We start from the raw sequence: 21,839 nt of genomic DNA, 5'->3' as shown, positions 1-21,839 counted from the left end.
CCGGGCCTGAACAGCACGAGCGAAACCTCCGACGACGAAGCTACATGCCTGAACCGAGTCCCGCTCACAGAGCTCGTTTACGGGACAGCCCTTAGCGACCCCTGAGCCCGAGGGCCTCGACGTTTTGATCACCCAGGCCGGTCGTCACCAGTCTCTCGTCGTGTACCAGTGGTTGGTCAGCCACCAGCCCGAGGGGCACTGGGCCGCCGAGGCGGCGTTCCAGGCCACCCAGGGACCGACTGTTCCGAAGCCGCGCGGTCCGCCGTTGGAGCAGGTGATACTGACCCGGTGTGAGCCCCCGGTCCAGCGATCCTCACACTGGCTGAGCGCGAAGTTCGCGTAGCCGGTCGACCAACAGCCCGACGGAAACGCGGATGCCGACTGCGGTACCGCGATCGCGAAGGCGGCCAGTGCTCCGAGCATCCCTGCGACTGCGGTGATTCTTCGACTCACGTCAGTGCCTCCGGAAGGTACGAGATCGGCTTGGGAACCACGGCTGACACCCTGCGATGCCCGGCCACTCACGGGCAGGACCCCTTGGAGCGACTCCAGAGCATAGATACGGAACGAGGGGTGCGGCAGTGGCGTACCAGCCAATGCCTCGCGGCCTCGGAACGCCCGCGGGCCGCGGCCCCGGCGCGGGGAAGGGCTGCTCGCGCCGGATTGCCCCCGGTAGGCTGTCGACGTTTCGGTGCATCCAACTGGGCGCCCCTTGCTGTCCTGTTGGCGGTCCGGCGCCCGCTTCCCGAACCGCATTCGGCGACCACCCGACCTCCTCGGAGCTGAAGATGGCCGACCCCGCCACCGACGCGCAGCCCTCGTCGACCGACGGACCCGCCGACGGCCGGCTCGTGCTGAGACCGCCGAGTCGTCGGGTGGAGCGTCGTGCCATCGGCTGGTGGGCGGCGCAGGCCGTCGCCGTCGTACTTCCACCGGTCTTCGTGCTGGTGCTCCTCGCCGTGCTGATCACACCGGCCCGTCCGTGGCTGCTGCTGTCCGCTGCCGTGATCGGGGTGCCGGGCCTGCTGATGATCCTGGTGATGCCCTACTGGCGCTACCGGGTGCACCGGTGGGAACACACCGACGACGCGGTGTTCACCCGGGCGGGGTGGGTGCGGCAGGAGTGGCGAATCGTTCCGCTGGCCCGCGTCCAGACCATCGACACCGTACGCGGCCCGCTCCAGCAGATGTTCGGGCTGGCGACGGTCACCGTCACCACCGCCTCGGCGGCCGGCCCCGCCAGGATCGACGGCCTGGACCACGCGTTCGCCCGCGACCTGGTCGAGGAGCTGACCCGGATCACTCAGGCCACGCCGGGGGACGCGACGTGAGCACCGACCGGATCGACGCGGAGTCGGCGGGGGCCGACCGGGCGCCCGGGGGCGGCGACGTCGCCTGGCGGCGGCTCGACCCCCGCGTCATCGCCGCCGTCGGCATCTGGTGCCTGCTGGTCGTCCTCGCGGCGGCCGCGGTCATGTGGTGGCGCGACGCCCCCTGGTGGCTGCACGTCTGCGTACCCGCGCCCGTGCTGGGGGTGCTCGGCTACGAGGTGCTGCGCTGGACCAAGACCTTCTACCGGCTGACGCCGGAGCGCATCGAGCTGCGAACGGGCGTGGCCGTGCGAAGCCACCGCTCGATCCCGCGACAGAGGGTGCGCAGCGTCGACGTGACGGCGGAGCCGATCCACCGGATCCTGGGGATAGCGACCGTCAAGGTCGGCACGGGCCACCGGATCACCTCCTCGACGAGCGCCGCCCTCACCCTGGACGCGCTGACGGTCGAGGACTCCGAGACGCTGCGCGAGGAACTCCTGCGCCGCCCCGGCGACCCGGACGCGGACGGCGCCCGGCCGGAGACGCGGCCGCAGGCCGCGATCGACTGGCGCTGGCTGCGGTACGCGCCGCTGTCGGTGTCCGTGCCGCTGCTGGGCCTCGCGTTCGTCGGCGCCGTGTACGAGTGGTCGGACATCCTCGGCGCCGACCCCGACACCGTCGTGATCCCGAAGCTGATCACGTGGCTGAGCACGACGGAGCACCTGTGGGCCGTCGTGGCGGCGGCGGTCGTCGCGGTGGCACTGGCCGGAACCGTGGGCTCGCTCGGCCTGTTCGTCGAGATGTGGTGGGGCTTCCGACTGACGCGCGAGCCCCACGGCACGCTGCGGACGGTGCGGGGCCTGTTCGTCACGCGGTCGGTCACGCTGGAGGAGGCGAGGCTGCGCGGCGTGGAGATCGCGGAGCCGCTGTCGCTGCGCTGGGGAGGCGGCGCTCTCACGTACGCGGTCGCCACCGGCTCGGGAACGGCCGAGGAGGAGATCGGCGTCGGCAACACCAGCGCGCTCCTGCCTCCGGCCCCGCTCGCCGAGGCGCACCGCGTGGCGGCGGCCGTGCTGCGCGAGGAACGCGATCCGACCGAGGCGGTCCGCCTGCTGCCCCACACACGGCACGCGCTGCACCGCCGGCTGCGCCTGGTGTTCCTCGCGGGCACCGCGCTCGGCGGAGCACTGGTGGCGCTCGGCACGCTGCTCACGCCGGTACCGGTCCACATCGGCTGGGTGACGGCACTGGTCGTGTACGCGGGAGGCTGCTGCTTCGCCGTGGACGCCTACCGCAGCCTCGGGCACGGCATCACGGGACGCCACCTGGTGACCCGGCACGGCTCGCTCAAGCGCCGCACCATCGCGCTGCGCCGCGACGGGGTGATCGGCTGGCGGATCGGCCAGTGGGCGTGGCACCGGCGGTCGGGACTGTGCCGGGTCACGGCGACGACGGCGGGCGGACGCGGCGCCTACCACGTGAAGGACGTACTGCTGCCCGAGGGACTGCGCTTCGCCGACGAGGCGGTACCCGGTCTGCTGTCACCGTTCCTGGTCGACCGCGGCGAGGCACCCCAGGACGGCACGGGGTGAGGAGACCGGGAAGGTGAGAGGGCGCCCTCCGAGATGCGGGCCTCCAGGCGGAGGGCGTATGACGGGAGCGCCGCTCACTGTCGGGAGCGGCGCTCTCGTCGGTCTCCGGGCGGGTCGCCCGGTCCCGCTTACTGGCGGTACCCGCTCAGGAAGCGGCCGATCCGGCTGATCGCCGCGTCCAGGTCGTCGGCGTACGGCAGGGTCAGGATCCGGAAGTGGTCGGGGCGGGGCCAGTTGAAGCCCGTGCCCTGGACGACCTGGATCTTCTCCCGCAGCAGCAGGTCGAGCACGAACCGCTCGTCGTCGTGGATCGGGTGCACCTTGGGGTCGATGCGCGGGAACGCGTACAGCGCGCCCTTCGGCTTCACGCAGGACACGCCGGGGATCTCGTTCAGCTTCTCCCAGGCGCGGTCGCGCTGTTCGAGGAGCCGGCCGCCCGGGGCGGTCAGCTCCTTGATGGACTGGCGTCCGCCGAGCGCGGCCTGGATGGCGTACTGGGCCGGGGCGTTGGCGCACAGCCGCATGGAGGCGAGCATCGTCAACCCCTCCAGGTAGCTGCGCGCGTGCTGCCGGGGGCCGCTCACCACCAGCCAGCCGGACCGGAACCCCGCCACCCGGTACGTCTTGGAGAGCCCGCAGAAGGTGAGGACGACCAGGTCGGGCGCGAGGACGGCGGCGCTGTGGTGGACCTCGTCGTCGTACAGGATCTGGTCATAGATCTCGTCGGCGAAGACCATCAGGCCGTGGCGCCGGGCGAGTTCGAGGATGCCCTCCAGGACCTCCCGGGGGTAGACGGCGCCCGTCGGGTTGTTCGGGTTGATGATGACCACGGCCTTGGTGCGGTCCGTGATCTTGGACGCCATGTCGTCGAGGTCCGGGTACCAGTCGGCGGACTCGTCGCAGACGTAGTGCACGGCCTTCCCGCCCGCGAGGGTGGTCACGGCGGTCCAGAGCGGGAAGTCGGGGGCCGGGATGAGGACCTCGTCCCCGTCCTCCAGCAGCGCCTGGACGGCCATGGAGACCAGCTCGGAGACGCCGTTGCCGAGGAAGACGTCGTCCACCGTCACATCGGTCAGGCCGATGGCCTGGTAGCGCTGGACGACGGCCCGCCGGGCGGAGAGCACGCCGCGCGCGTCGGTGTACCCGTGGGCCTTGGGGAGCATCCGGATCATGTCCTGGATGATCTCCTCCGGCGCCTCGAAGCCGAAGGCGGCCGGGTTTCCGGTGTTGAGGCGCAGCACGCTGTGGCCCGCCTCCTCCAGCGCGTTGGCGTGCTCGATCACCGGGCCCCGGATCTCGTAGCAGACCTCGCTGAGCTTGCTCGACTGCCGGAACTCCATGCCGTGCCCTCCCTGTTCCCGTTGTTGCCGCCACTGTTCCCGTACTCCGGACTTGCTGCTTGGTTTTACCAAGTTCGAGCTTGGAAAGTCCAACTTCCTGTCTAGACTGCGCTGCATGTCACCTCGTCAGCCACGTCGTCGAAGCTACGACCAGTACTGCGCCTCGGCCCGCGCCCTGGACGCGGTAGGGGACCGCTGGACCCTGCTCATCGTCCGGGAGCTGCTGGCCGGCCCCCGGCGGTACACCGACCTCCACGCCGACCTGCCCGGCGTCTCCACGGACGTACTGGCCGGCCGGCTCAAGGACATGGAGGCGCAGGGCCTCGCGACCCGTCGCAAGCTGCCGCCGCCGTCGGCCGCGACCGTGTACGAGCTGACCGCGCGCGGCGCCGGACTGCTGCCCGTGCTCACGGCACTCGCCGAATGGGGCGCCCCCGACCTCGCCGAACGCCGCCCCACCGACGCGCTGCGCGCCCACTGGTACGCCCTCCCGCTACTGCGCCGCCTCCCGGCGACCGGGAGCCCGGGCGTGGTCGACGTGGTCCTCGACGAGGGCGTGTTCCACCTCCGCCTCGGCCCGACCCCGGGGGACGGGCCCGTCTACGGGGACGGCCCCGCCGACGCGGCGGACGCCCGCCTCGTCCTCGACGCCGACACCTGCCGGGAGCTCGGCGAGGGCGCGCTCGACGTGGCACAGGCCGTCAGGGCGGGCCGCCTGGAGGTGCACGGCGAGGGCCCGTTGGCCGCGGCGCTGCGCGGGAACTGACCTCGGGCGGACCGGCGGGCGCCTCATCGGCTCCGGATCAGCGTCCGGCTCCGGGTCAGGGTCCGTCGGGCTCGGGGTCCGTCGGGCTCGGGGTCCGGCTCCGGTCCGTCGGGCTCGGGTTCGCGTAGCCAGGGGGCGAGCCACCAGGGTTCCCCGACGGTGGTCCCGGTGGGTTCGCCGATCCGCACACCGTCCGTACGGGCGCTACCGCGCCGAATCGTTCCCCAGGAGGCCGGCTTCGCGGTGGCGTCCGAGGTGGTGGTAGACCGCGGCGAGGGTGGTGCGGGCGAGGACGGTGTTCGGGTGGTCGGGCCCCAGGAGGCGCTCGCGGTCGGTGAGGACCGCCTCGTGGAGCGGGAGTGCTTCGTCGTGGCACCCGAGGTTGCTGTAGGCGACGGCGAGGTTGGCGCGGGCGAGGAGGGTGCTCGGGTGGTCGGGCCCGAGGAGGCGTTCGCAGTCGGTGCGGACGGCTTCCAGGAGGGGGAGCGCTTCGTCGTGCCGTTCGAGCTGGTGGTAGGCGGAGGCGAGGTTCGAGCGGGCGAGGAGGGTGAGGGGGTGATCGGCCCCGAGGAGGCGCTCGCGGTCGGTGAGGACGGCCTCGTGGAGCGGGAGTGCTTCGTGGTGGCGCCCGAGGTCGCTGTAGGCGACGGCGAGGTTCGCGCGGGCGTCGATGGTGTGGGGGGCGTCGGTTCCGAGAAGGCGTTCGCAGTCGGCGAGGGCGGCCTCTTGGAGGGTGAGCGCGTCGTGGTGGCGTCCGAGCCGGTGGTAGGTGACGCAGAGGTTGGTGCGGGCGCTGATGGTGTGGGGGTGCTCGGGGCCGAGGAGGCGCTCGCGGTCGGCGAGTACGGCTTCCTGGAGGGTGAGGGCGTCGTGGTGGCGTCCCAGCTGGTGGTAGGTGGCGGCGAGGTTGGAGCGGGCGTGGAAGGTGGTGGGGTCGTCGGTTCCGAGGAGGCGTTCGGAATCGGTGAGGACGGCTTGTTCGAGGGTGAGGGCGTCGTGGTGGCGCCCGAGGTTGCGGTACGTGTCGGCGAGGTTCGCGCGCGCGTGGAGGGTGGTGGTGTCGTCGGGTTCCAGGAGGCGTTCGCAGTCGGTGAGGACGGCCTCCTGGAGGGTGAGCGCTTCGCGATGGCGCCCCAGCCGGTGGTAGGTGACGGCCAGGTTGGTGCGGGCGAGGAGGGTGTCGGAGTGGTCGGCCCCGTAGAGGCTTTCGCAGTCGGTGTGGACGTCTTTCTGGAGGGTGAGGGCGTCGTGGTGGCGTCCGAGTTCGTTGCAGGTGGTGGCGAGGTTGGCGCGGGCGCTCATGGCGCCGGGGTGGTCCGGCCCGAGTGAGCGCGCGGCCGTTTCCGCGACCGACGTCCAGTGGTCGTACGCGTCCTGGTGGAGGCCGCCGGCCCTGAGGCTGTGCCCGTTGAGGAAGATCACCTCGTGGATGCCGCCGCCCTGCCAGAGGTGCTTCTCGGCGTGCCGGCGCAACGTGGCGGCGTTGGCCCGCAGGGTTTGTGCGAGCTCCCGAGGGAGATGGGTCGGCGGCCAGCTCTCGACCAGGGCGCCGGCGGCGGTGACGGCGAGAGCGGCGTGCCGGTCGGCGGGGGTGGCTTCCCGCACGGCACGGCCGGTGAGCGCGTGCATCCGGATCTGCCGGTGCGGGGTGTGCGGGTCGGTGCTGATCAGCGCGTACCGGCGGAGAACCCGTAGCCCGCGCACCACCTCGTCCGCAGTGGTCGGCGGCCCGTCGCCCCCTCCCCGGGCCTCGGTGAGGAACGCGGTGACGGACGGGGTGGTCCACAGGGATTCCGGTTGGCCGTCCGGGTCGAGCAGCGCCACCAGCCGGACGAGGGGCGTGATGACGCCCTCGGGGCCGGCCTGTTCGGCCGCCTCCAGGGAGAGGAGCAGGGCGGCGGCCACCTGCCGCTGATAGCCCTCGGTGTCCGCCCACTCCGGCAGTACGTCGTTCAGCCTCAGCGCCCGGTCGGCCAGGCGGGTCAGGTACGCGGCGCAGTGGAGTTCCTCGGCGAGGAGGTACGCGGCCGCGTGGCCGAGTGCGAGCGGGAGGTGGCCGAGCGCGCGGGCGACCTCGGCCTCCCGGCCGTCCAGGAGGTGGCCGCCACCGTCGCCGGCGACCCGTTCCCGGAGGTAGTCGACGGCTTCCCGCGGGGTGTAGACGTCGACCTCGATCCGGGTACGGCCGCCGCCGGTCAGGCGCGGGTCGTGCAGGCGCGTCGTGGCCAGCGTCCAGCCGGTGCCGGGCCGGGCCGGCGGCCACCACGGGCCGACGACGCCCGGGTCGTCGACGTCGTCCAGTACGACGAGCCAGGACCGGTCGGTGGTGGCCAGCCACTCCAGGAACGCGCGCGCGTCCTGCTCGGGATCCTCCCCGCTCGCGCCGGGCGCCCCGACCCGCGAAGCGGCCTGCGCGTAGACGGCGATGATCTGCGCGCTCTCGCCGGCCGGTACCCACACCACCAACCCGGTCGCCTCGGCCACCGCCCGGTGGGCGTACTGGGCGGCGAGCTGGGACTTGCCGACCCCGCCCATCCCCGACAGCACCCCGGCCGACGCCGGCCTGGCCTGCGTCAACACCACCGAGCCCCCGGCGCGCGCGGCATCGACGCGTGCCCGCAGCCCCTCGCGGGGCTGGAACGCCGAAGCCTCCAGCGGCGGCGCCCCGACCAGCAGACCCCGCAGCCCCGTCGCCGCCCTGCCCGAAGAGCCCGGAACGACCGACTCCGCCCCGCCCCGCGCACCCGGCCCGCGATCCTGAGCCGCTTCCGCTTCCGCTACCGCTACCGCCTGTCGCCGCAGCTCCAGCAGGCTTTTTCCGTCGAGCCGCAACGCCCGCGCCAAAGCGGCCACGGTCCGCGCACTCGGTACGGACGGCTTGTGCAGGGCGTTGCTCACGCTCGTACGCCCCACGCCGGCCCTGCGCGCCAGCAAGGTCACCGTCTCGTCACTCGAAGCCAGTGCGTCGGTGAGCTGCGCCTGCAACCGGGACAAGGCCCCAGTGGCCTCGTTTTCAGGGTGCCGTTCCTGATCCACGGTGCTCATGGTTCCCCCCGGCCGGTGTGCACGCCGTTGTTCGGCAACGTTCAACTTTGCCCGGCTGAACCCCGTCGCACACCCGATTCGGGAGAGTCGGTCCATCAACCGACGCTTCCTTGCGAGGAGTTCGACATGTCCGTTCTGACGGTGGTGCTGTTCACGATCTGCCTGGTCCTGATCGGGGGCCTGGCCGTGGCCGCGGTGGCCGGGAAACTCGCCCGCCTCGACGGCGCCACTTACCCGGCCGCCTGTCTGCGCGCCGCCGCCGCCTTCGCGGCGTTCCTGACCCTGGCCGCCGCCGTCACCGCGGCCCTGGCCGCGGTCCTGTCCTGACCGGGCGACGACCTCCGTTCCCGCCGGCTCCCCATTGGTCCATACCTATTGACCGACCCCTGCGGCCCCCATACGATCCGGACCGGCACAGCCCCACCTGTCCCCACCTCACCCGGAGCCGGGCGTCGCACCCCCACGTGTAGGTCATGTCCATGACGTCCAGCGGGAAGGGAGCACTCCATGTTCCGTCGGCGTTCGCACGTTCCACGCCACAGCGGTGATCTCCACACCAGTCCTCGTCCCACCCGCGCCCGACGCGGAGCGTCCGCCCTGGTGCGTTCGCTGGCCGGAGTGGGCGTCGCCGCCCTCGTCAGTGCCGGTATCGCGGTCTCCGGGACCGGCTCGGCCGGGGCGGTCACCGCAGAGCTGTTGACCAACTCCGGTTTCGAGGACGGGCTTTCCGGCTGGACCTGCTCCGGCGGTTCGGGCGTCGCCGTATCCGCCCCGGTCCGCTCCGGTTCCGCCGCGCTGAAGGCGACCCCCACCGGCTCCGACACCGCCCGGTGCACCCAGACCGTGAGCGTGCAGCCCAACTCCTCGTACACGCTCGGCGCGTACGTCCAGGGCAGCTACGTGTACCTGGGCGCCACCGGTACCGGTGTCGGCGGCGCGGGTTCCACCTGGACCCCGAACAGCCCCTCGTACGGCCTGCTCAGCGTCGGCTTCACCACCGGCCCGAGCACCACGTCGGTCACCGTCCACCTGCACGGCTGGTACGGACAGCCCGCCTTCTTCGCGGACGACGTGTCCCTCTCCGGCCCCGGCGGCAGCACGCCCACCCCGACGCCCACGCCTACCCCCACCCCGACGCCCACCCCGACGCCCACGCCGACCCCCACCCCCACGGTCACGCCCACCACCCCGCCCACCGAGACCTGCCCCACGAAGCCCAAGCCGTCCGGCAAGGTCCTCCAGGGCTACTGGGAGAACTGGGACGGAGCCGCGAACGGCGTCCACCCCGGCATGGGCTGGATCCCCATCACGGACAGCCGGATCTCCGCCCACGGCCACAACGTGATCAACGCCGCCTTCCCCGTGATCCTCTCCGACGGCACCGTCCTGTGGGAGGACGGCATGGACGCCGGCGTCAAGGTCGCCACCCCCGCCGAGATGTGTCGGGCCAAGGCGGCCGGAGCGACGATCCTGATGTCCATCGGAGGCGCCACCGCCGGCATCGACCTCAGCTCCAGCGCCGTCGCGGACCGCTTCGTCGCGACCGTCGTCCCGATCCTCAAGAAGTACAACTTCGACGGCATCGACATCGACATCGAGACGGGCCTCACCGGCAGCGGCAACATCAACACCCTCTCCGCCTCCCAGTCCAACCTGATCCGGATCATCGACGGAGTCCTCGCCCGGATGCCCGCCGGCTTCGGCCTCACGATGGCCCCCGAGACCGCCTACGTCACCGGAGGCAGCGTCACCTACGGTTCGATCTGGGGCTCCTACCTGCCGATCATCAAGAAGTACGCCGACGACGGCCGGCTGTGGTGGCTCAACATGCAGTACTACAACGGCAGCATGTACGGCTGCTCCGGCGACTCCTACCAGGCCGGCACCGTCCAGGGCTTCGCCGCGCAGAGCACCTGCCTGAACAACGGCCTCACCATCCAGGGCACCACCATCAAGGTCCCCTACGACAAGCAGGTCCCCGGCCTCCCCGCCCAGCCCGGGGCCGGCGGCGGCCACATGTCCCCGAGCCTGGTCGGTCAGGCGTGGAACGCCTTCGGCGGCTCGCTCAAGGGCCTCATGACCTGGTCGATCAACTGGGACGGCTCGAAGGGCTGGACCTTCGGCGACAACGTCAAGTCCCTCCAGGGACGCTGACCCGCCCGCGCACCCACCACCCGGGGCCGCACCCACCACCCGGGGCCGCCGCGACCGACCGGTCGCGGCGGCCCCGTACCGACCACCGACCGATACCCAGTCGAAACACAACCGGAGGGCCCTCGAAGGGCTCTCCTGACGCCCCGGAAGCGCGCCCCTCCGATGCTGTGCCGGTACCCGATCACCGGTGTACGCGACATCGGAAGGCGAATGCCGTGCAGAGCAGCACCCCGTACCGCTCCGAGACCAACGCCGAAGAGGAACCGCCGAGCCCGCTCCCGTCCCTCGCCGACGACCGCTCCCGCGCACTCACGTTCATCGACGGGGGCTCGGGCCGGGGCCGGCTGATCGCCGCCGGCGCGGTGTGCGCGGCCCTGACGATGGCCCTGCACACCTGGATCCCGAACGCCGTCCTCAACCTCGGCAGCCTGTTCCAGACCTTCCTCCCCTGGGCCGGGCTGAGCGTTCCCGTCCTCCTCGTGGCGGCGGCCGTACGCCGCTCCCGGCTCGCGGCCGCCGCCACCCTCGCCCCCGTGATCGTCTGGGGCTGCCTCTTCGGCGGAACCCTCGCCGACAAGCGGTCCGAACCGTCGGGCGGCGCGCACCTCACGGTGGTCAGCCACAACGTCGACGAGGCGAATCCCGATCCCGCCGGGACCGCCCGGGCGCTCGCCGCGTCGGGCGCGGACGTGCTGGCCCTGGAGGAGATGTCCCCGAAGGCCACGCCCGTCTACGAACGCGAACTCGCGGCCGCCTATCCGTACCGCTCCGACACCCTCGGCGTCCGACTGTGGAGCAAGCACCCGCTGAGCGGGGTGGAAGCGGTGCCGATCATGCCGTGGACGCGCGCCGTACGGGCCACCGTCGAGACCCCGGGCGGCCCCGTCGCGGTCTTCGCCACCCACCTCGCCTCCGTACGCGTGACCCCCGACGCCGGATTCACCACCGCCCGCCGCAACGACGCGGCCCGCAGGCTCGCCGAGGCCGTACGGGCCGAACCGCTGGCCCGGGTCGTGGTGATGGGTGACCTCAACGGGACCGTCGAGGACTCCGCCCTGCGACCGGTGACCTCCGGGCTGACCTCCGCGCAGCGCGCGGCGGGCGCCGGCTTCGGCTTCACCTGGCCCGCGTCGTTCCCCGTGGTCCGCATCGACCAGATCCTCGTGAAGGGGATGGACGTGACCTCCTCGTGGACCCTTCCCGCCACCGGCAGCGACCACCTCCCCGTCGCCGCCACCCTCCGGCTGTGACCCCACCGCGGGCCCACTCCCTAGACTGGACTCCGTAAATGTCCGCATCCGAGCAGGTAGGTGGCGTGTCGGCACCCCGGGTCCCGGACCCCGTCAGCGTCCTCGTCGTCGAGGACGACGCCACCATCCGCCGCGCCGTGCAACTGTCGCTGGAACGGTACGGCTATCAGGTCGCGGTGGCCGCGAACGGACTCGACGGCCTGGAGGCCTTCCGGGCCGGCGGGCACGACCTGCTGATCCTGGACGTGATGCTGCCCGAGCTCGACGGCATCGGGCTGTGCCGCCGCATCCGCGAGGTGAGCCCGGTACCGGTCCTGATGATGTCCGCGCGCGGGGACGCCCTCGACGTGGTGTCCGGACTGGAGGCGGGCGCCGACGACTACGTCGTCAAACCCGTCGACACGCCCGTCCTCGTCGCCCGCATCCGCACCCTGCTGCGCCGCGCCACCTTCAAGCCCGCCGAACCGGCGCACCGGGCGCCCGCCCCCGAGGAGGCCGCGGCGCACCCCGGCCGGCTGGTCTTCGGGGACCTCTGCGTGGACACCCTCGGACTGGAGGTGCACCGGGGCGGACGACCCGTTCCGCTGACCCCCACCGAGCTGCGGCTGCTCCTGGAGTTCGCGGCGGCCCCCGGCATCGTCCTCGACCGCCGCCGCCTCCTGCGGGACGTGTGGGACTACGGCTGGGAGGGCGACACCCGGGTCGTGGACCTGTGCGTGCTGCGGCTGCGCAAGAAGATCGGAGCCGGACGCATCGAGACCGTCCGGGGCTTCGGCTACAAACTCGTCCGCGACTGAGGGACCCCCGCACCCATGGCCCTGCTCAACCCGCGCGCCCTGCGCTGGAAGATCGCCGCCCTGACCGCGACGGCCTGCTGCGCGGTGGCCGCCGTGATCGGCGTCCTCGTCCACGGGGCGATGGCCGAACGCGGCGAGCGCGCCGGCGACGAACGCCTCGCGGCGAGCCTGGCGGCCGCGGAGCGCGAGTACACCCGCACCGGCAGCGCCCCGCTCGGCGTCGAGGTCCTCACACCGGAGCGGCTCGACCCGCCGCTCGCACGGGCGCTCGCCGCCAAGGACCCGGCCGCCCTGTACGCGACCTGGGACGACCGCAAACCCCCCAACTGGTACTGGACCTGGGCGGCCATGCCCGTCGAGGGCGGTCGGGTGCTCGTCGCCCGGACGGACATGAGCTCCGAGGTGCGCGGCCTCCAACTCCTGGACCGCAGCATCGTCAAGGCCGTGCTCGCCGCCCTCCTGGTCGTCGTACCGCTCGCCGCCCTGGCCACCGAACCGATGAACCGCAGACTGCGCCGCGGCTCCCGCACGGCCCGCGCCATCGCCGACGGAGACCTCGACGCCCGCATCGGTCCGGGCGGCCGGGCCCGCGACGAGATCACCGAGATGTCGGCGGCCGTGGACGAGATGGCCGCGGCCCTCCAGCGGAAACTGGAGGACGAGCGCCGCTTCACCGCCGACGTCGCGCACGAACTGCGCACCCCGCTGATGGGCTTGTCCACGGCGGCCGGGCTCCTCCCGGAGGGCGACGAGGTGGCCGAACTCGTCAGGGACCGCGCCCGGGCCCTGAACGGGTTGGTCGAGGACCTCCTGGAGATCTCCCGGCTCGACGCCGGAGCCGAACGGCCCCGGACCGACGCGGTGCCGCTCGGCGAACTCGTCACCGACATCGTCCGTCGCACGGGCACGCCGACGGCCGTGACGGTGTGCGGCGAGAGCATCGACGGGAGCGTCGTGGAGACCGATCCGCGTCGGGTGGAACGGATCGTGGTCAACCTCGTCACCAACGCCCACCGGCATGGAACCGGCCCCGTCGAGGTCTCCGTGGAGGCCACCGCCACGGGCGCCCGGATCCGCGTACGGGACCACGGGCCCGGCTATCCCGCCGCCCTGCTCACGGAGGGCCCGCAGCGCTTCCGTACGGGAACCCCCGAGCGGGGGCGCGGCCACGGACTCGGACTGACCATCGCGCTCGGGCAGGCGAAGGTCCTGGGCGCCGAACTCACCTTCGCGAACGCCCCGGACGGCGGTGCGATCGCGTCCCTGGCCCTCACCGACGCGGGCGGCCCGTCCGGCAGCTGAGACGGCGTCGCGGGGACCGTCGGTACAACCCCAAAGGGCGCCCCCATGGACCCCGGAAAGTACTGGACTGTCCAGTACTCAAACGAGTACTGTACCGTCTAGTTCCGTACGGGGGAGGCTTCCCGACCCTGCGCACACCGACCCGATGTGGAGTGGCTTCTCATGAACAAGGTGTTCTCCGCGGACGGCACCGCCATCGCCTACGAACAGCAGGGCTCGGGCCCCGCCGTGGTGCTCGTCGGCGGCGCCTTCATGACGCGCGGCGACTCCGCCGGACTCGCCGCCCTGCTGGCCGAGCACTTCACCGTGATCACGTACGACCGCCGGGGTCGCGGCGACAGCGGGGACAATGCGCCGTACGACGTGCGGCGCGAGATCGAAGACCTGGACGCCCTGATCGCACGGGCGGGCGGCGAGGCGATGGCCTTCGGCATGTCCTCGGGCGCCGTGCTGGCGCTGCGGGCCGTGGCCGGGGGCAGTGCCGTCTCCAGGCTCGCCGTGTACGAGCCGCCCTTCATCACCGATGACAGCCGCCCGCCGCTGCCCGCCGACTACGTCGCCCACCTGACCGCACTCGTGGAGCAGCGGGAATTCGGCGACGCCGTCGCCTACTTCATGACCGCGGCCGTGGGCATGCCCGCCGAGGCCGTCGCCGGAATGCGCCAGGCGCCCTTCTGGGCCGGCATGGAGGCCACCGCGCGCACCCTGCCCTACGACGGCCGGATCATGGGCGACACCATGTCCGGGCAGCCGCTCCCCGTCGACCTCTGGCAGTCCGTGACCGTGCCCGTCCTCGTCGGCAGCGGGGACGCGGGCGCACCGCACATGCTCACCGGCGCCCGCGAACTCGCCGCGCCGGCGGACAACTTCGCCCTGCACGTCTTCCCCGGCCAGGACCACAACATCGCCCCGGACCTCCTCGCCCCCGTCCTGACCGGCTTCTTCACCTCCGGGCAGCGGGCATGAGCAGGTCCACGCCGTCGCCGCGGCCGCCCCGGGCCGCCGACCGGTCGCGGAGCCACGCCGCGGACGGTCCCTGACCGGTGCGGTACTGAAGGGCGGCATGCGAAGGCGTCAGCGGGCTCCCCGCCGGGCTCGGCGGGCGCGTTCGAACTCGGCGACGTCCGACATCCAGGGACCGAACGGGTCGAGTGCGGCGCAGCCGCCGCGGGTGAAGGCGCGGACCAGGTTCCGGTACGCGCCGAGCCCGTCGACGAGGCCGTACTCGACCCGGTACTCCGGATCCCGCCCCTTCCTCCCCGCGCGGGTCGTCGTGATCCGGGCGACGGAGTCCGCGTAGAAGTGGAGCTGGATCCCCTCGCCCCGCTGCTCGTCCTCGATGGTGAACACCTCGTTGTCGGCGGCGGACCGATCGCCGACGAACTGCCAGAACTCCGCCGAAGCACTGCGCGGGCCGCCCCGCAGCCACTTCCTCTCGACGCCCTTGTCGTCGGTGAACGACAGGGCCGTCTTCCGGTCGTCATCGGCCTCCGCGCCGTCGGCCCCCGCGTCGTCGGCCTCCGCGGACGTGTTCCTGGAGCGGGCCGCGGTCTCCGTGCACATCAGGAAGCCCACCGTACGCACCGCGTCGTCGACGAGCGCCGGGTGCGCGCCACGCACGGCCGCCTCGACCGCCGCCGTCACCCGGTCCCACTCCTGCTTGTCCGTGGCGCGGTTGCCCCGACGCGGATCGAGGCCGATCCGCATCCCCGCGCACGCCCGCTCCGCGGTGGCGATCACCCGCATCACCTCCGGCAGGAGCGCGGCGTCGACGGCCTCGGGCAGCCGGCGGGGGACCGCGCCGCCGTGCACGTACCGGCCCGTGTACCGCAGCAGCGCGGCATCCAGCGGGCCGAGGACCGTTCCGCGCTCGGCGCGCCGTCGGTCCGCCTGATGCTCCCGGGCCCGCTTCTCGTTTGCCGTCCCGGTCGCTGACCGCATCGCCGCGCAGACCCGTCCGCGTGCGAGCAGGCCGAGGTCGGCGCCGTGGGCGACGAGCCGGCTCCTGTCCCACCGGACGCGTCGGAAGAGCGCGTCGACGTCCGCGGGCGGGGCGAGGAGGATCGGGTCGAGGAGGGCGACGGCGGCGTCCTCGTCGAGCGGGCCGCCGGTTCCGGCGTCGTCGCACAGCGGGAGGACGGCGCTCCACAGGAGCAGGTGCCGGGGCAGGTCGTCCCGGATCACCGCGAGATGGGCCTCCTCGACGGGGAAGGTGAACGTACGGGGATCGTGGTTGGCGTCGGCTCCGGCACCGAGCATGAGCCTCAGCCCGCCGTCCTCGCGGATCACGACCGGCAGCCAAGCGCTGCCGCGGGTGAACACGACGTCTCTCACGGTCATGGGTTCAGGCTCCCTACGCAGCGGCTCGGGTCGGCTCGGCACGGCTCGGCACGGGCCGGACGCCGCCGGCGCGGGGCCCCTTCACGCCCACCGCGCACACGCGGCGTCGAGGCGTGCGTCGGTACGCACCCAGACCTCACCGCCGGGGGAGCCGTCCGGAGCGTCGACCCGTTCGATGCCGAGGAACGCGATGAGCGCGAGCAGCTCGGCGCGTTCGGCTCGGTCGTCGTCGAGGTCCTGCGAGTCGAAGAAGACGTGGAACCGGTCGCTCGGGTCGACGATGCCCGAGTCCGCCCAGATCCGGGCGACCTCTTCGAGCGCCGCCGCCTCCGTCGTGAACGCGGCGGCGCGGGCGGCGCCCCGGATCTCCGGGGGCGCGTCGAGGTCGGAGAGGTCCCCGAACCACTGGCCGAAGTGGTCCAGGCCCGCGTGGCCGTTCTCGAAGAACAGCATCGCGCTCGGCAGGTATCGGTTCGCGCGGTCGACCCGGAGGTACTCCGACCGAGGGCGGTCCGCCCCATCGACCCGGGCGATGACACCCCGGCCGGGCATGAGGACCAGACGCTGCCCCGCCTCCTCGTCACCGATGGTGAAGGTGCTGACGGCGGCGTCACCGTCCCGGCTCCGGAAGAACAGGGAGAACGCCTCGTAGGCCTCCTGCGCATCGGCCGCGGAAACCTGCTGATTGCTGCCGTCACCGGCGCCGAAGACGAACCGCTTCGCTCCGGCAGGGTAGGGGCGGGCCATGGCTGTCCTTCGCTCGCACGGTAAATCCCGGCAGCCTAGTCCACCCGGAGCGCCCCCCTGACAGCCCCTCCCACCGGCCCGCCTGCCGGGCAGCCGCCGGGCCGGGTCCCCCAGCCGGACGAGGCCCGGGGAGCAAGGTGGTCGGGGGACGGACCTTCGGGCTTTCAGATGCGGGCGAGGTGGGCGAGCACGGCCTCGCGGGTCCGGCCCGCGGTGAGGTCGCCGGTGTCGATCACCAGCGCGGGCGGTCAGGTCCAGCCGAGCTCGGTGTAGGGGCGGCCGGCTCGGATGCCCTCGATCGCCGCGCGGGCGTAGGGGACGATCGGCTCGGGGAGGGCGTCGTAGGGCCACCAGCCCCAGGAGACGCACCGGTCCGGCTCCCGGACCTCGGGTGTTCCCGTCCACTGCCGAGCGCGGAAGACGAACCCGATCCTGGGCTGGTCCCCGGGCTCGTCCACCATGTGCACGACGTGCGCGAGCTCGACGTCGGCCGGGTCGATGAGCAGACCGGCCTCCTCCCGCGCCTCGCGGACCAGGCAGGCCACCGCGGACTCCTGCTCGCAGTGCCCGGCCAGGAAGTGGTGGGTGCCGCCGGCGAACGCGGAGTCGGGGTGCCGCAGCCCGAGCAGCACCTGGCCGCCGCGTTCCAGGTAGAGGTGGACGCCGACGATGTGCGGGACGCTCGTACTACCCGCCTGCGGCCCGTCCGGCCCGTCCGGCCCGTCTGGCCCGCCGGTTCCGCGGGCCGTGTGCCGGGCGTGTCGGCGTACGAGGTCCAGGGTCGAGGGGCTGAGCCTCAGGCGGGCCATGGTGTCGGGGTGGAACCAGGCGAGCATCACGCCCTCGCTGAGCGGCAGGTCGGCGGGGTCGCCGTTCCACCGGGCGGTGAACACCTGGATCGGCACGGTCAGGCCGTCGGTACCGGTCGCGAGCTCGACGGCGTACGGCTCGACGACGCCCGGTTCGAGCCCGGCCTCCTCGCGCAGTTCTCGTCGGACGGTCTCCTCGAGCGAGGCGTCGCCCGGCTCACGGCCTCCGCCGAGCAGGGCCCAGGCCCCGGGCTCCCAGATCCCGGGAAGGTCGTCGCGCAGGTGCATCAGGTAGCGGCCGTGCCCGTCGTGGACCAACGCCGAGGCGTCGACCGGCTCGATGCGGCCGTCGAGCCCGGAGGCGCGGAGCTTCGCCCGCAACTGCGGGGCCGCGACCTCGTCGAAGGGACGCCACTCGGCGGCGGAGACCTCCTCCGTCCGCACCGTGACCTCGACGTCCCGGTCCACCGCCTGGAAGACGAAGCGGAAGTCCCAGTGCCGGTGGGCGCCTTCGCCTTTGGCGGGGTTGGCGTCGACGTCGAAGACGTCGATGTCGATGGGCAGCAGACCGTACGCGGCGGTGGCACACAGGGCGCCTGGCGGGATGCCGGCCTCCTCGTGGACCTCGCGCAGCGCCGTCGCCGACAGCGTGCGATCACCTGCCTCGACGTGCCCGCCCGGTGCGAGCATCAGCCCGAAGAGGTTGTGGTGGACGAGCAGGACACGGCGGTCGTGGTCGACGACGACCGCGCTGCACGTGATGTGCCCCGGAGTCGTCGAGCGACTTGTGGGCTCGGCGTCCTCGTCCAGCATCCGTAACAACGGCGCGAGCGCGGGCGCTTCGGCCGGATGCCGTTCCAGGTAGGCGGTGACGAGCTCGTGGATGTGCGAGCGTGCGGGTGGCAAGAGTGGCCTCACAGATCGGTGGGACGGGGCAGGGCGGCGTCGGCGACGTTCACCGGCGTGGCGAGCGCTGATCGGCGGTGGCAGAGGGTACGGGCGGACCGACGAGGGCCCTGGGGGGTCGGGCGGCGGATGTGGGCAGCCGCTGTTCGAATTCACAAGGCCGATGGGCGGGAGCGGGTTCGGCGTTCACTATGTCCTCCATCCGGGAGGCTGGTTGGCACTGGTGCTCTAAGAACGCCCCGAACGGACGGCCGTAACGGCCTCGAACGTGCGAATGTCTCGCACGCGAATGCGATTCTCCCGGAGAGGGCAAGAGCTGCTTGCCTGGTCGGTTTTGAACTCACACGTTCGAGTGGTTGCCGAGGTGCGGCACCCGATCAGGGGCTTGTACGGTCGTGTGACGGCGATTCATGACCGGGTTTCGCTGGAATGTCACCGGGCCCGCGCAGGGTCGAGCCGAAGGAGCCGACCGCCGAGATACTGCGCGTCCTGAGTGGTAGTGGTCCTTGGAGGCGGCGAGGTTCAGGGTGGCCTGGACCGCCTCGGATCAGTGGGCGGGCGGCACAGTGCGGGGCGCACGACGCGGACGTGAACGTGACCGACGGAGTGAGCCGCCGTTGCCCCCTGCTCGTGATGGGTGCGCAGCCGGACAGTCGGCCGTCGGCTCGGCGGCGCGCCGCATCACCGCGGTGGTCACGTCCGCGTCGACGACACTACTGTCACGAGACCGCCGACCCTATGCCTGACCAGCGAGAACGCAGTTCTCAGGCTTCGAAAGGACAACCACCTCCAAGGACGTGTCGTGCCTCGCGGCGACCGTTCTGAGGCGGCCTGTCTTTACGGATGTCCTGAGTGCGTTTCGTGTATCCGACCGCGAAGGGGGTCGGCGCTTGGCTCTCCAACGGTGGGGGCGGTGTGGCTCAACACGTTCGGAACGGTCCAGAAGGCCTTTCGCCGGGGCGGACAAGCATCGTTTAATGCAGGCCATCATCACCTGAACTCACGCCCATGGAGCCCGAGTTGTCGACAGATGTGCCTTCGCCGGAGGAGCCCACCGTCCCACCCCCGCCACCAGGCCCACCAGCCCTCCCGCTCCCTCGCAGGCGGCACAGCGTCGCCGAGATAGCCGGGGCGGTCTCGGCCCTGGCCGCCGTGATCGGGGTGGTGATCGCACTGTTCAGCTTTCTCTCCGGAGGCCGTACGGCATCAGCGCCGGCACCCGCCGCGCCGCCGGTCGCCGAAACTCCGACCACCGCGCACCCCGCGAAGTCGCCAACGCCGATCCCTCCGCCAACGCCGACCTCTCCGCCAACTCCGACGCCTGCGCCGACGTCGCCCGGTCCGGCCACGACTCCGCCGGCGCCCGCGCTACCGAGCCCCGGCTCGACGGTCTCCTTGACCAGCCTCACTCCCATCAAGGAGCGGGAGAAGTCCTTGGACATCGGACCTCAGACAGTCAACCTCAAGAGCTACCCCTTGACGATGTACTCGTCCTGCTCTCACACGACTTGGCAGTTGGACCGGAAGTACGCAACCTTCACCGCCACATATGGTGTGACCGACGACTGGGACAAGGTGCCCGAGCAGTTCACGATCTGGGTAGACGGCGCAGAACGGCTGCATGCGACCAAAGACGCGGGCAACACTCCGGGGACGGTCACCTTGGACGTCAGCAACGCCTTCCGGATCACGCTGCAAACTTGGCCTTGCTACCCGTACGACCCTGGATTCGCCGTGTGGATCGACCCCACCCTGACGGCCAAGTAGGTGCCCACCAGGTGTATTGCGCTCTTCTCGACCAAAGCCTCTGGGTAGCCCGGACCACGCGTCAACCGAATGCGCGACGGCTGCGAAGGTGGCCCAGCGGCCGGACCATCGGCCCGTCGGTGGTGGCCAACCCGGCCACCTCCCTGAACCCACTGCCGGGACCTGGCACATCCCAGACGCCACACCCCATTCGACCACCACAACGGCTCGGTTCTCGCGTGAATACCTGAAACGCCGGAGCCGTTTCGGTACGACGAATGAGCCGGTCACAGCAGTATCGCGTCGGCTTCGCCGGCTCCATTTCGTCGTTGAACCGTCAACGATGAAACCGACGCCAACCGGGACGGCCACTGCGCCCGCCGATCCGCCCTTCCGGCTGCCTCCCTCTGCCCGCACCACCACTGCCCAGGGCAGGATCGCAGCGAGCCGGACTGGCCATGCCGTGGACGGAGGCGCCGGTCGCGTCCGGGGCCTCGCCGGTCGCGGCGGTGGGCGCGGGTATGCGGGTGACGCGTGCGCCGTCGCCGTCGACGGTGAGGCGCCAGGAGAGGCCCGGCCGTGCAGCATCTTCGGGCATCGCCGCAGAAGCTCTGCAGGAGGTCTCTTCAAGGACCGCAGCTGCCGCGTCGGCGGCCTGATGGAGCGCACAGACGTCGACACCACATCGAGTTCGATTCGTAGCACCGCAACGGTGGGCTTCTGGAACCGTGCTGGTGTGACTGATCAAGTGGTGCGCCGATTGATCTTGTCAGTCCGATGCCGACGGCGGCCTGTGCGTGCAGCGTTCCAGGAGCCGGCGATACCGTTCAAGGTCTGCCTCGATGATGAGCCTGGCCTTCTCATGGCTGTCCCGGAGTCCGGTGGGGTAGTCCGCCGGATCGAGACTGAGGTCCAGCGAGAGGTCCTGGCGCGTCTGTGGGTCTTCGCAGACCAGGAACGCGGAGAGGCAAGCCGATCGGTAGTCGCTGCGGAGGTCGGCCAGCGCCTCTACTGCCGCTTTGTTCTCCTCTGTCGGCACTCCCCGGCGAAGTTCCTCCATGGAGGCGTACCGGAGCCCCGGGTTAGAGAAGTACCAGGCCATGCTGGCACCGATCCTTTCGGGGTCGGAGCCGGTCCGCATGTAGTCGATGATCGCTGCCTGGACCTGGCGGTGGCCGCAAGCTGCCACCAGGGGATGGATGAGTTGCCGTATTCCGCTTCGGCATTGATCGTGCACGGCCGCATGCAAGAGGAGGTCGGCGTGCTGCCGTGTCGCCGCGAAGTCCTGGGCTGCGGCCTCACCGAGCTGGTATCGCTTCACCTCGTTGCGGTGGTGCTGGTGCTCGCCTTCCATGATCGGCGGCAACTCCCAATCCGGGCAGAAGATCGCAAGGAGCTCGTCCAGCAGGGGTTCGAAGTCGACTTCGCGCCCGGCTCGGTGCGGGAGCATCTCTACCGCCATTCCGTGGCCTCCTTGGTTTGTTACGTCGCGGGCCGATGAGAGCCTCGGCTCAGGCTAGGCGTCGGACCGGGCCGAGCACCGACTATGCCCCGGACATCGACGACGTCGTTCAGGTCGAGTTTGCCGCCGGCGCCGCTGCCGACGCCGGGGAGGCCGTGCCGTGCGAAGCCGTCCTGATGGTGCCCAGCGCCAGGTGCTGCGAGACCTCAACAGCCTGTATCAGGCTGAGCCGGCCGAAGGCGACCGAGCCGTACGCGGCCAGTGGGCCAC

At 71.9% G+C, this 21,839-nt stretch carries 16 protein-coding genes; 10 read left to right on the top strand and 6 right to left on the bottom strand.

All coding sequences use genetic code 11. The annotated features are described in order from the left end of the window. The first annotated feature begins 788 nt into the window (after positions 1 to 788). Together AB0D01_RS22500 and AB0D01_RS22495 are read left to right on the top strand one after the other, a co-directional pair. Positions 789 to 1,331 (top strand): PH domain-containing protein, encoded by a 543-nt coding sequence (locus tag AB0D01_RS22500; RefSeq protein WP_363057897.1) that lies wholly within the window; start codon positions 789 to 791, stop codon positions 1,329 to 1,331. After that, on the top strand, positions 1,328 to 2,905 hold the full coding sequence (locus AB0D01_RS22495; RefSeq protein ID WP_363057895.1) for a PH domain-containing protein: 1,578 nt from the start codon (positions 1,328 to 1,330) through the stop codon (positions 2,903 to 2,905). Before AB0D01_RS22500 ends, AB0D01_RS22495 begins: the two co-directional genes overlap by 4 nt. Positions 2,906 to 3,033: 128 nt before the next feature. On the opposite strand, the gene AB0D01_RS22490 is transcribed toward AB0D01_RS22495, so the two are convergent. Further along, the gene (locus AB0D01_RS22490; RefSeq protein WP_363057893.1) at positions 3,034 to 4,245 is read right to left on the bottom strand and encodes a pyridoxal phosphate-dependent aminotransferase; all 1,212 of its coding nucleotides are present in this window, start codon (positions 4,243 to 4,245) and stop codon (positions 3,034 to 3,036) included. 115 nt (positions 4,246 to 4,360) lie between these two features. Here AB0D01_RS22490 and AB0D01_RS22485 point away from each other — a divergent pair, with 115 nt between their 5' ends. Further along, a complete protein-coding gene (locus AB0D01_RS22485; protein WP_363057891.1) occupies positions 4,361 to 5,011 on the top strand; it encodes a helix-turn-helix domain-containing protein in 651 nt (216 codons plus the stop codon). A gap of 204 nt (positions 5,012 to 5,215) precedes the next feature. Here the strand turns inward: AB0D01_RS22485 and AB0D01_RS22480 are convergent, their stop codons facing one another. Continuing rightward, positions 5,216 to 8,005, bottom strand: coding sequence for a tetratricopeptide repeat protein (locus AB0D01_RS22480; RefSeq protein ID WP_363057889.1), 2,790 nt, complete (start codon positions 8,003 to 8,005; stop codon positions 5,216 to 5,218). Positions 8,006 to 8,182: 177 nt separating this feature from the next. Here AB0D01_RS22480 and AB0D01_RS22475 point away from each other — a divergent pair, with 177 nt between their 5' ends. From AB0D01_RS22475 to AB0D01_RS22450, 6 genes are all read left to right on the top strand, one after another. Further along, on the top strand, positions 8,183 to 8,383 hold the full coding sequence (locus AB0D01_RS22475) for a hypothetical protein (RefSeq protein WP_363057887.1): 201 nt from the start codon (positions 8,183 to 8,185) through the stop codon (positions 8,381 to 8,383). A gap of 180 nt (positions 8,384 to 8,563) precedes the next feature. Beyond that, complete coding sequence (locus tag AB0D01_RS22470) at positions 8,564 to 10,210, top strand: glycosyl hydrolase family 18 protein (protein ID WP_363057885.1); 1,647 nt, start codon at positions 8,564 to 8,566, stop codon at positions 10,208 to 10,210. A 317-nt stretch (positions 10,211 to 10,527) separates the two neighbouring features. Next, positions 10,528 to 11,460, top strand: coding sequence for an endonuclease/exonuclease/phosphatase family protein (locus tag AB0D01_RS22465; RefSeq protein WP_363057910.1), 933 nt, complete (start codon positions 10,528 to 10,530; stop codon positions 11,458 to 11,460). Between the two features lie 38 nt (positions 11,461 to 11,498). Then, a complete protein-coding gene (gene cseB / locus AB0D01_RS22460; protein WP_363057883.1) occupies positions 11,499 to 12,257 on the top strand; it encodes a two-component system response regulator CseB in 759 nt (252 codons plus the stop codon). Positions 12,258 to 12,272: 15 nt separating this feature from the next. Then, positions 12,273 to 13,559 carry a HAMP domain-containing sensor histidine kinase gene (locus AB0D01_RS22455; RefSeq protein WP_363057881.1) on the top strand — a complete coding sequence of 429 codons (1,287 nt, stop codon included), beginning with the start codon at positions 12,273 to 12,275 and terminating at the stop codon, positions 13,557 to 13,559. A gap of 162 nt (positions 13,560 to 13,721) precedes the next feature. Beyond that, complete coding sequence (locus tag AB0D01_RS22450) at positions 13,722 to 14,525, top strand: alpha/beta hydrolase (RefSeq protein WP_363057879.1); 804 nt, start codon at positions 13,722 to 13,724, stop codon at positions 14,523 to 14,525. A 108-nt stretch (positions 14,526 to 14,633) separates the two neighbouring features. Here AB0D01_RS22450 and AB0D01_RS22445 read toward each other — a convergent pair whose 3' ends face one another. The 3 genes from AB0D01_RS22445 to AB0D01_RS22435 all read right to left on the bottom strand — a co-directional run bounded on the left by AB0D01_RS22445 (position 14,634) and on the right by AB0D01_RS22435 (position 18,361). Beyond that, complete coding sequence (locus tag AB0D01_RS22445) at positions 14,634 to 15,893, bottom strand: DUF6357 family protein (protein ID WP_363057908.1); 1,260 nt, start codon at positions 15,891 to 15,893, stop codon at positions 14,634 to 14,636. An 87-nt stretch (positions 15,894 to 15,980) separates the two neighbouring features. Continuing rightward, a complete protein-coding gene (locus tag AB0D01_RS22440) occupies positions 15,981 to 16,997 on the bottom strand; it encodes a DUF6357 family protein (protein WP_363057877.1) in 1,017 nt (338 codons plus the stop codon). Continuing rightward, a complete protein-coding gene (locus AB0D01_RS22435) occupies positions 16,895 to 18,361 on the bottom strand; it encodes an NUDIX domain-containing protein (protein WP_363057875.1) in 1,467 nt (488 codons plus the stop codon). Before AB0D01_RS22435 ends, AB0D01_RS22440 begins: the two co-directional genes overlap by 103 nt. Positions 18,362 to 19,795: 1,434 nt before the next feature. Between AB0D01_RS22435 and AB0D01_RS22430 the strand changes: the two genes are divergently transcribed. After that, positions 19,796 to 20,128 carry an NPCBM/NEW2 domain-containing protein gene (locus AB0D01_RS22430; protein WP_363057873.1) on the top strand — a complete coding sequence of 111 codons (333 nt, stop codon included), beginning with the start codon at positions 19,796 to 19,798 and terminating at the stop codon, positions 20,126 to 20,128. A 748-nt stretch (positions 20,129 to 20,876) separates the two neighbouring features. On the opposite strand, the gene AB0D01_RS22425 is transcribed toward AB0D01_RS22430, so the two are convergent. Then, on the bottom strand, positions 20,877 to 21,569 hold the full coding sequence (locus AB0D01_RS22425; RefSeq protein ID WP_363057871.1) for a hypothetical protein: 693 nt from the start codon (positions 21,567 to 21,569) through the stop codon (positions 20,877 to 20,879). Between the last annotated feature and the right edge of the window lie 270 nt (positions 21,570 to 21,839).

It is taken from the genome of Streptomyces sp. NPDC048606 (assembly GCF_040650855.1).
Classification (GTDB): domain Bacteria; phylum Actinomycetota; class Actinomycetes; order Streptomycetales; family Streptomycetaceae; genus Streptomyces.
This window is presented reverse-complemented; position numbering and strand designations above follow the sequence as displayed.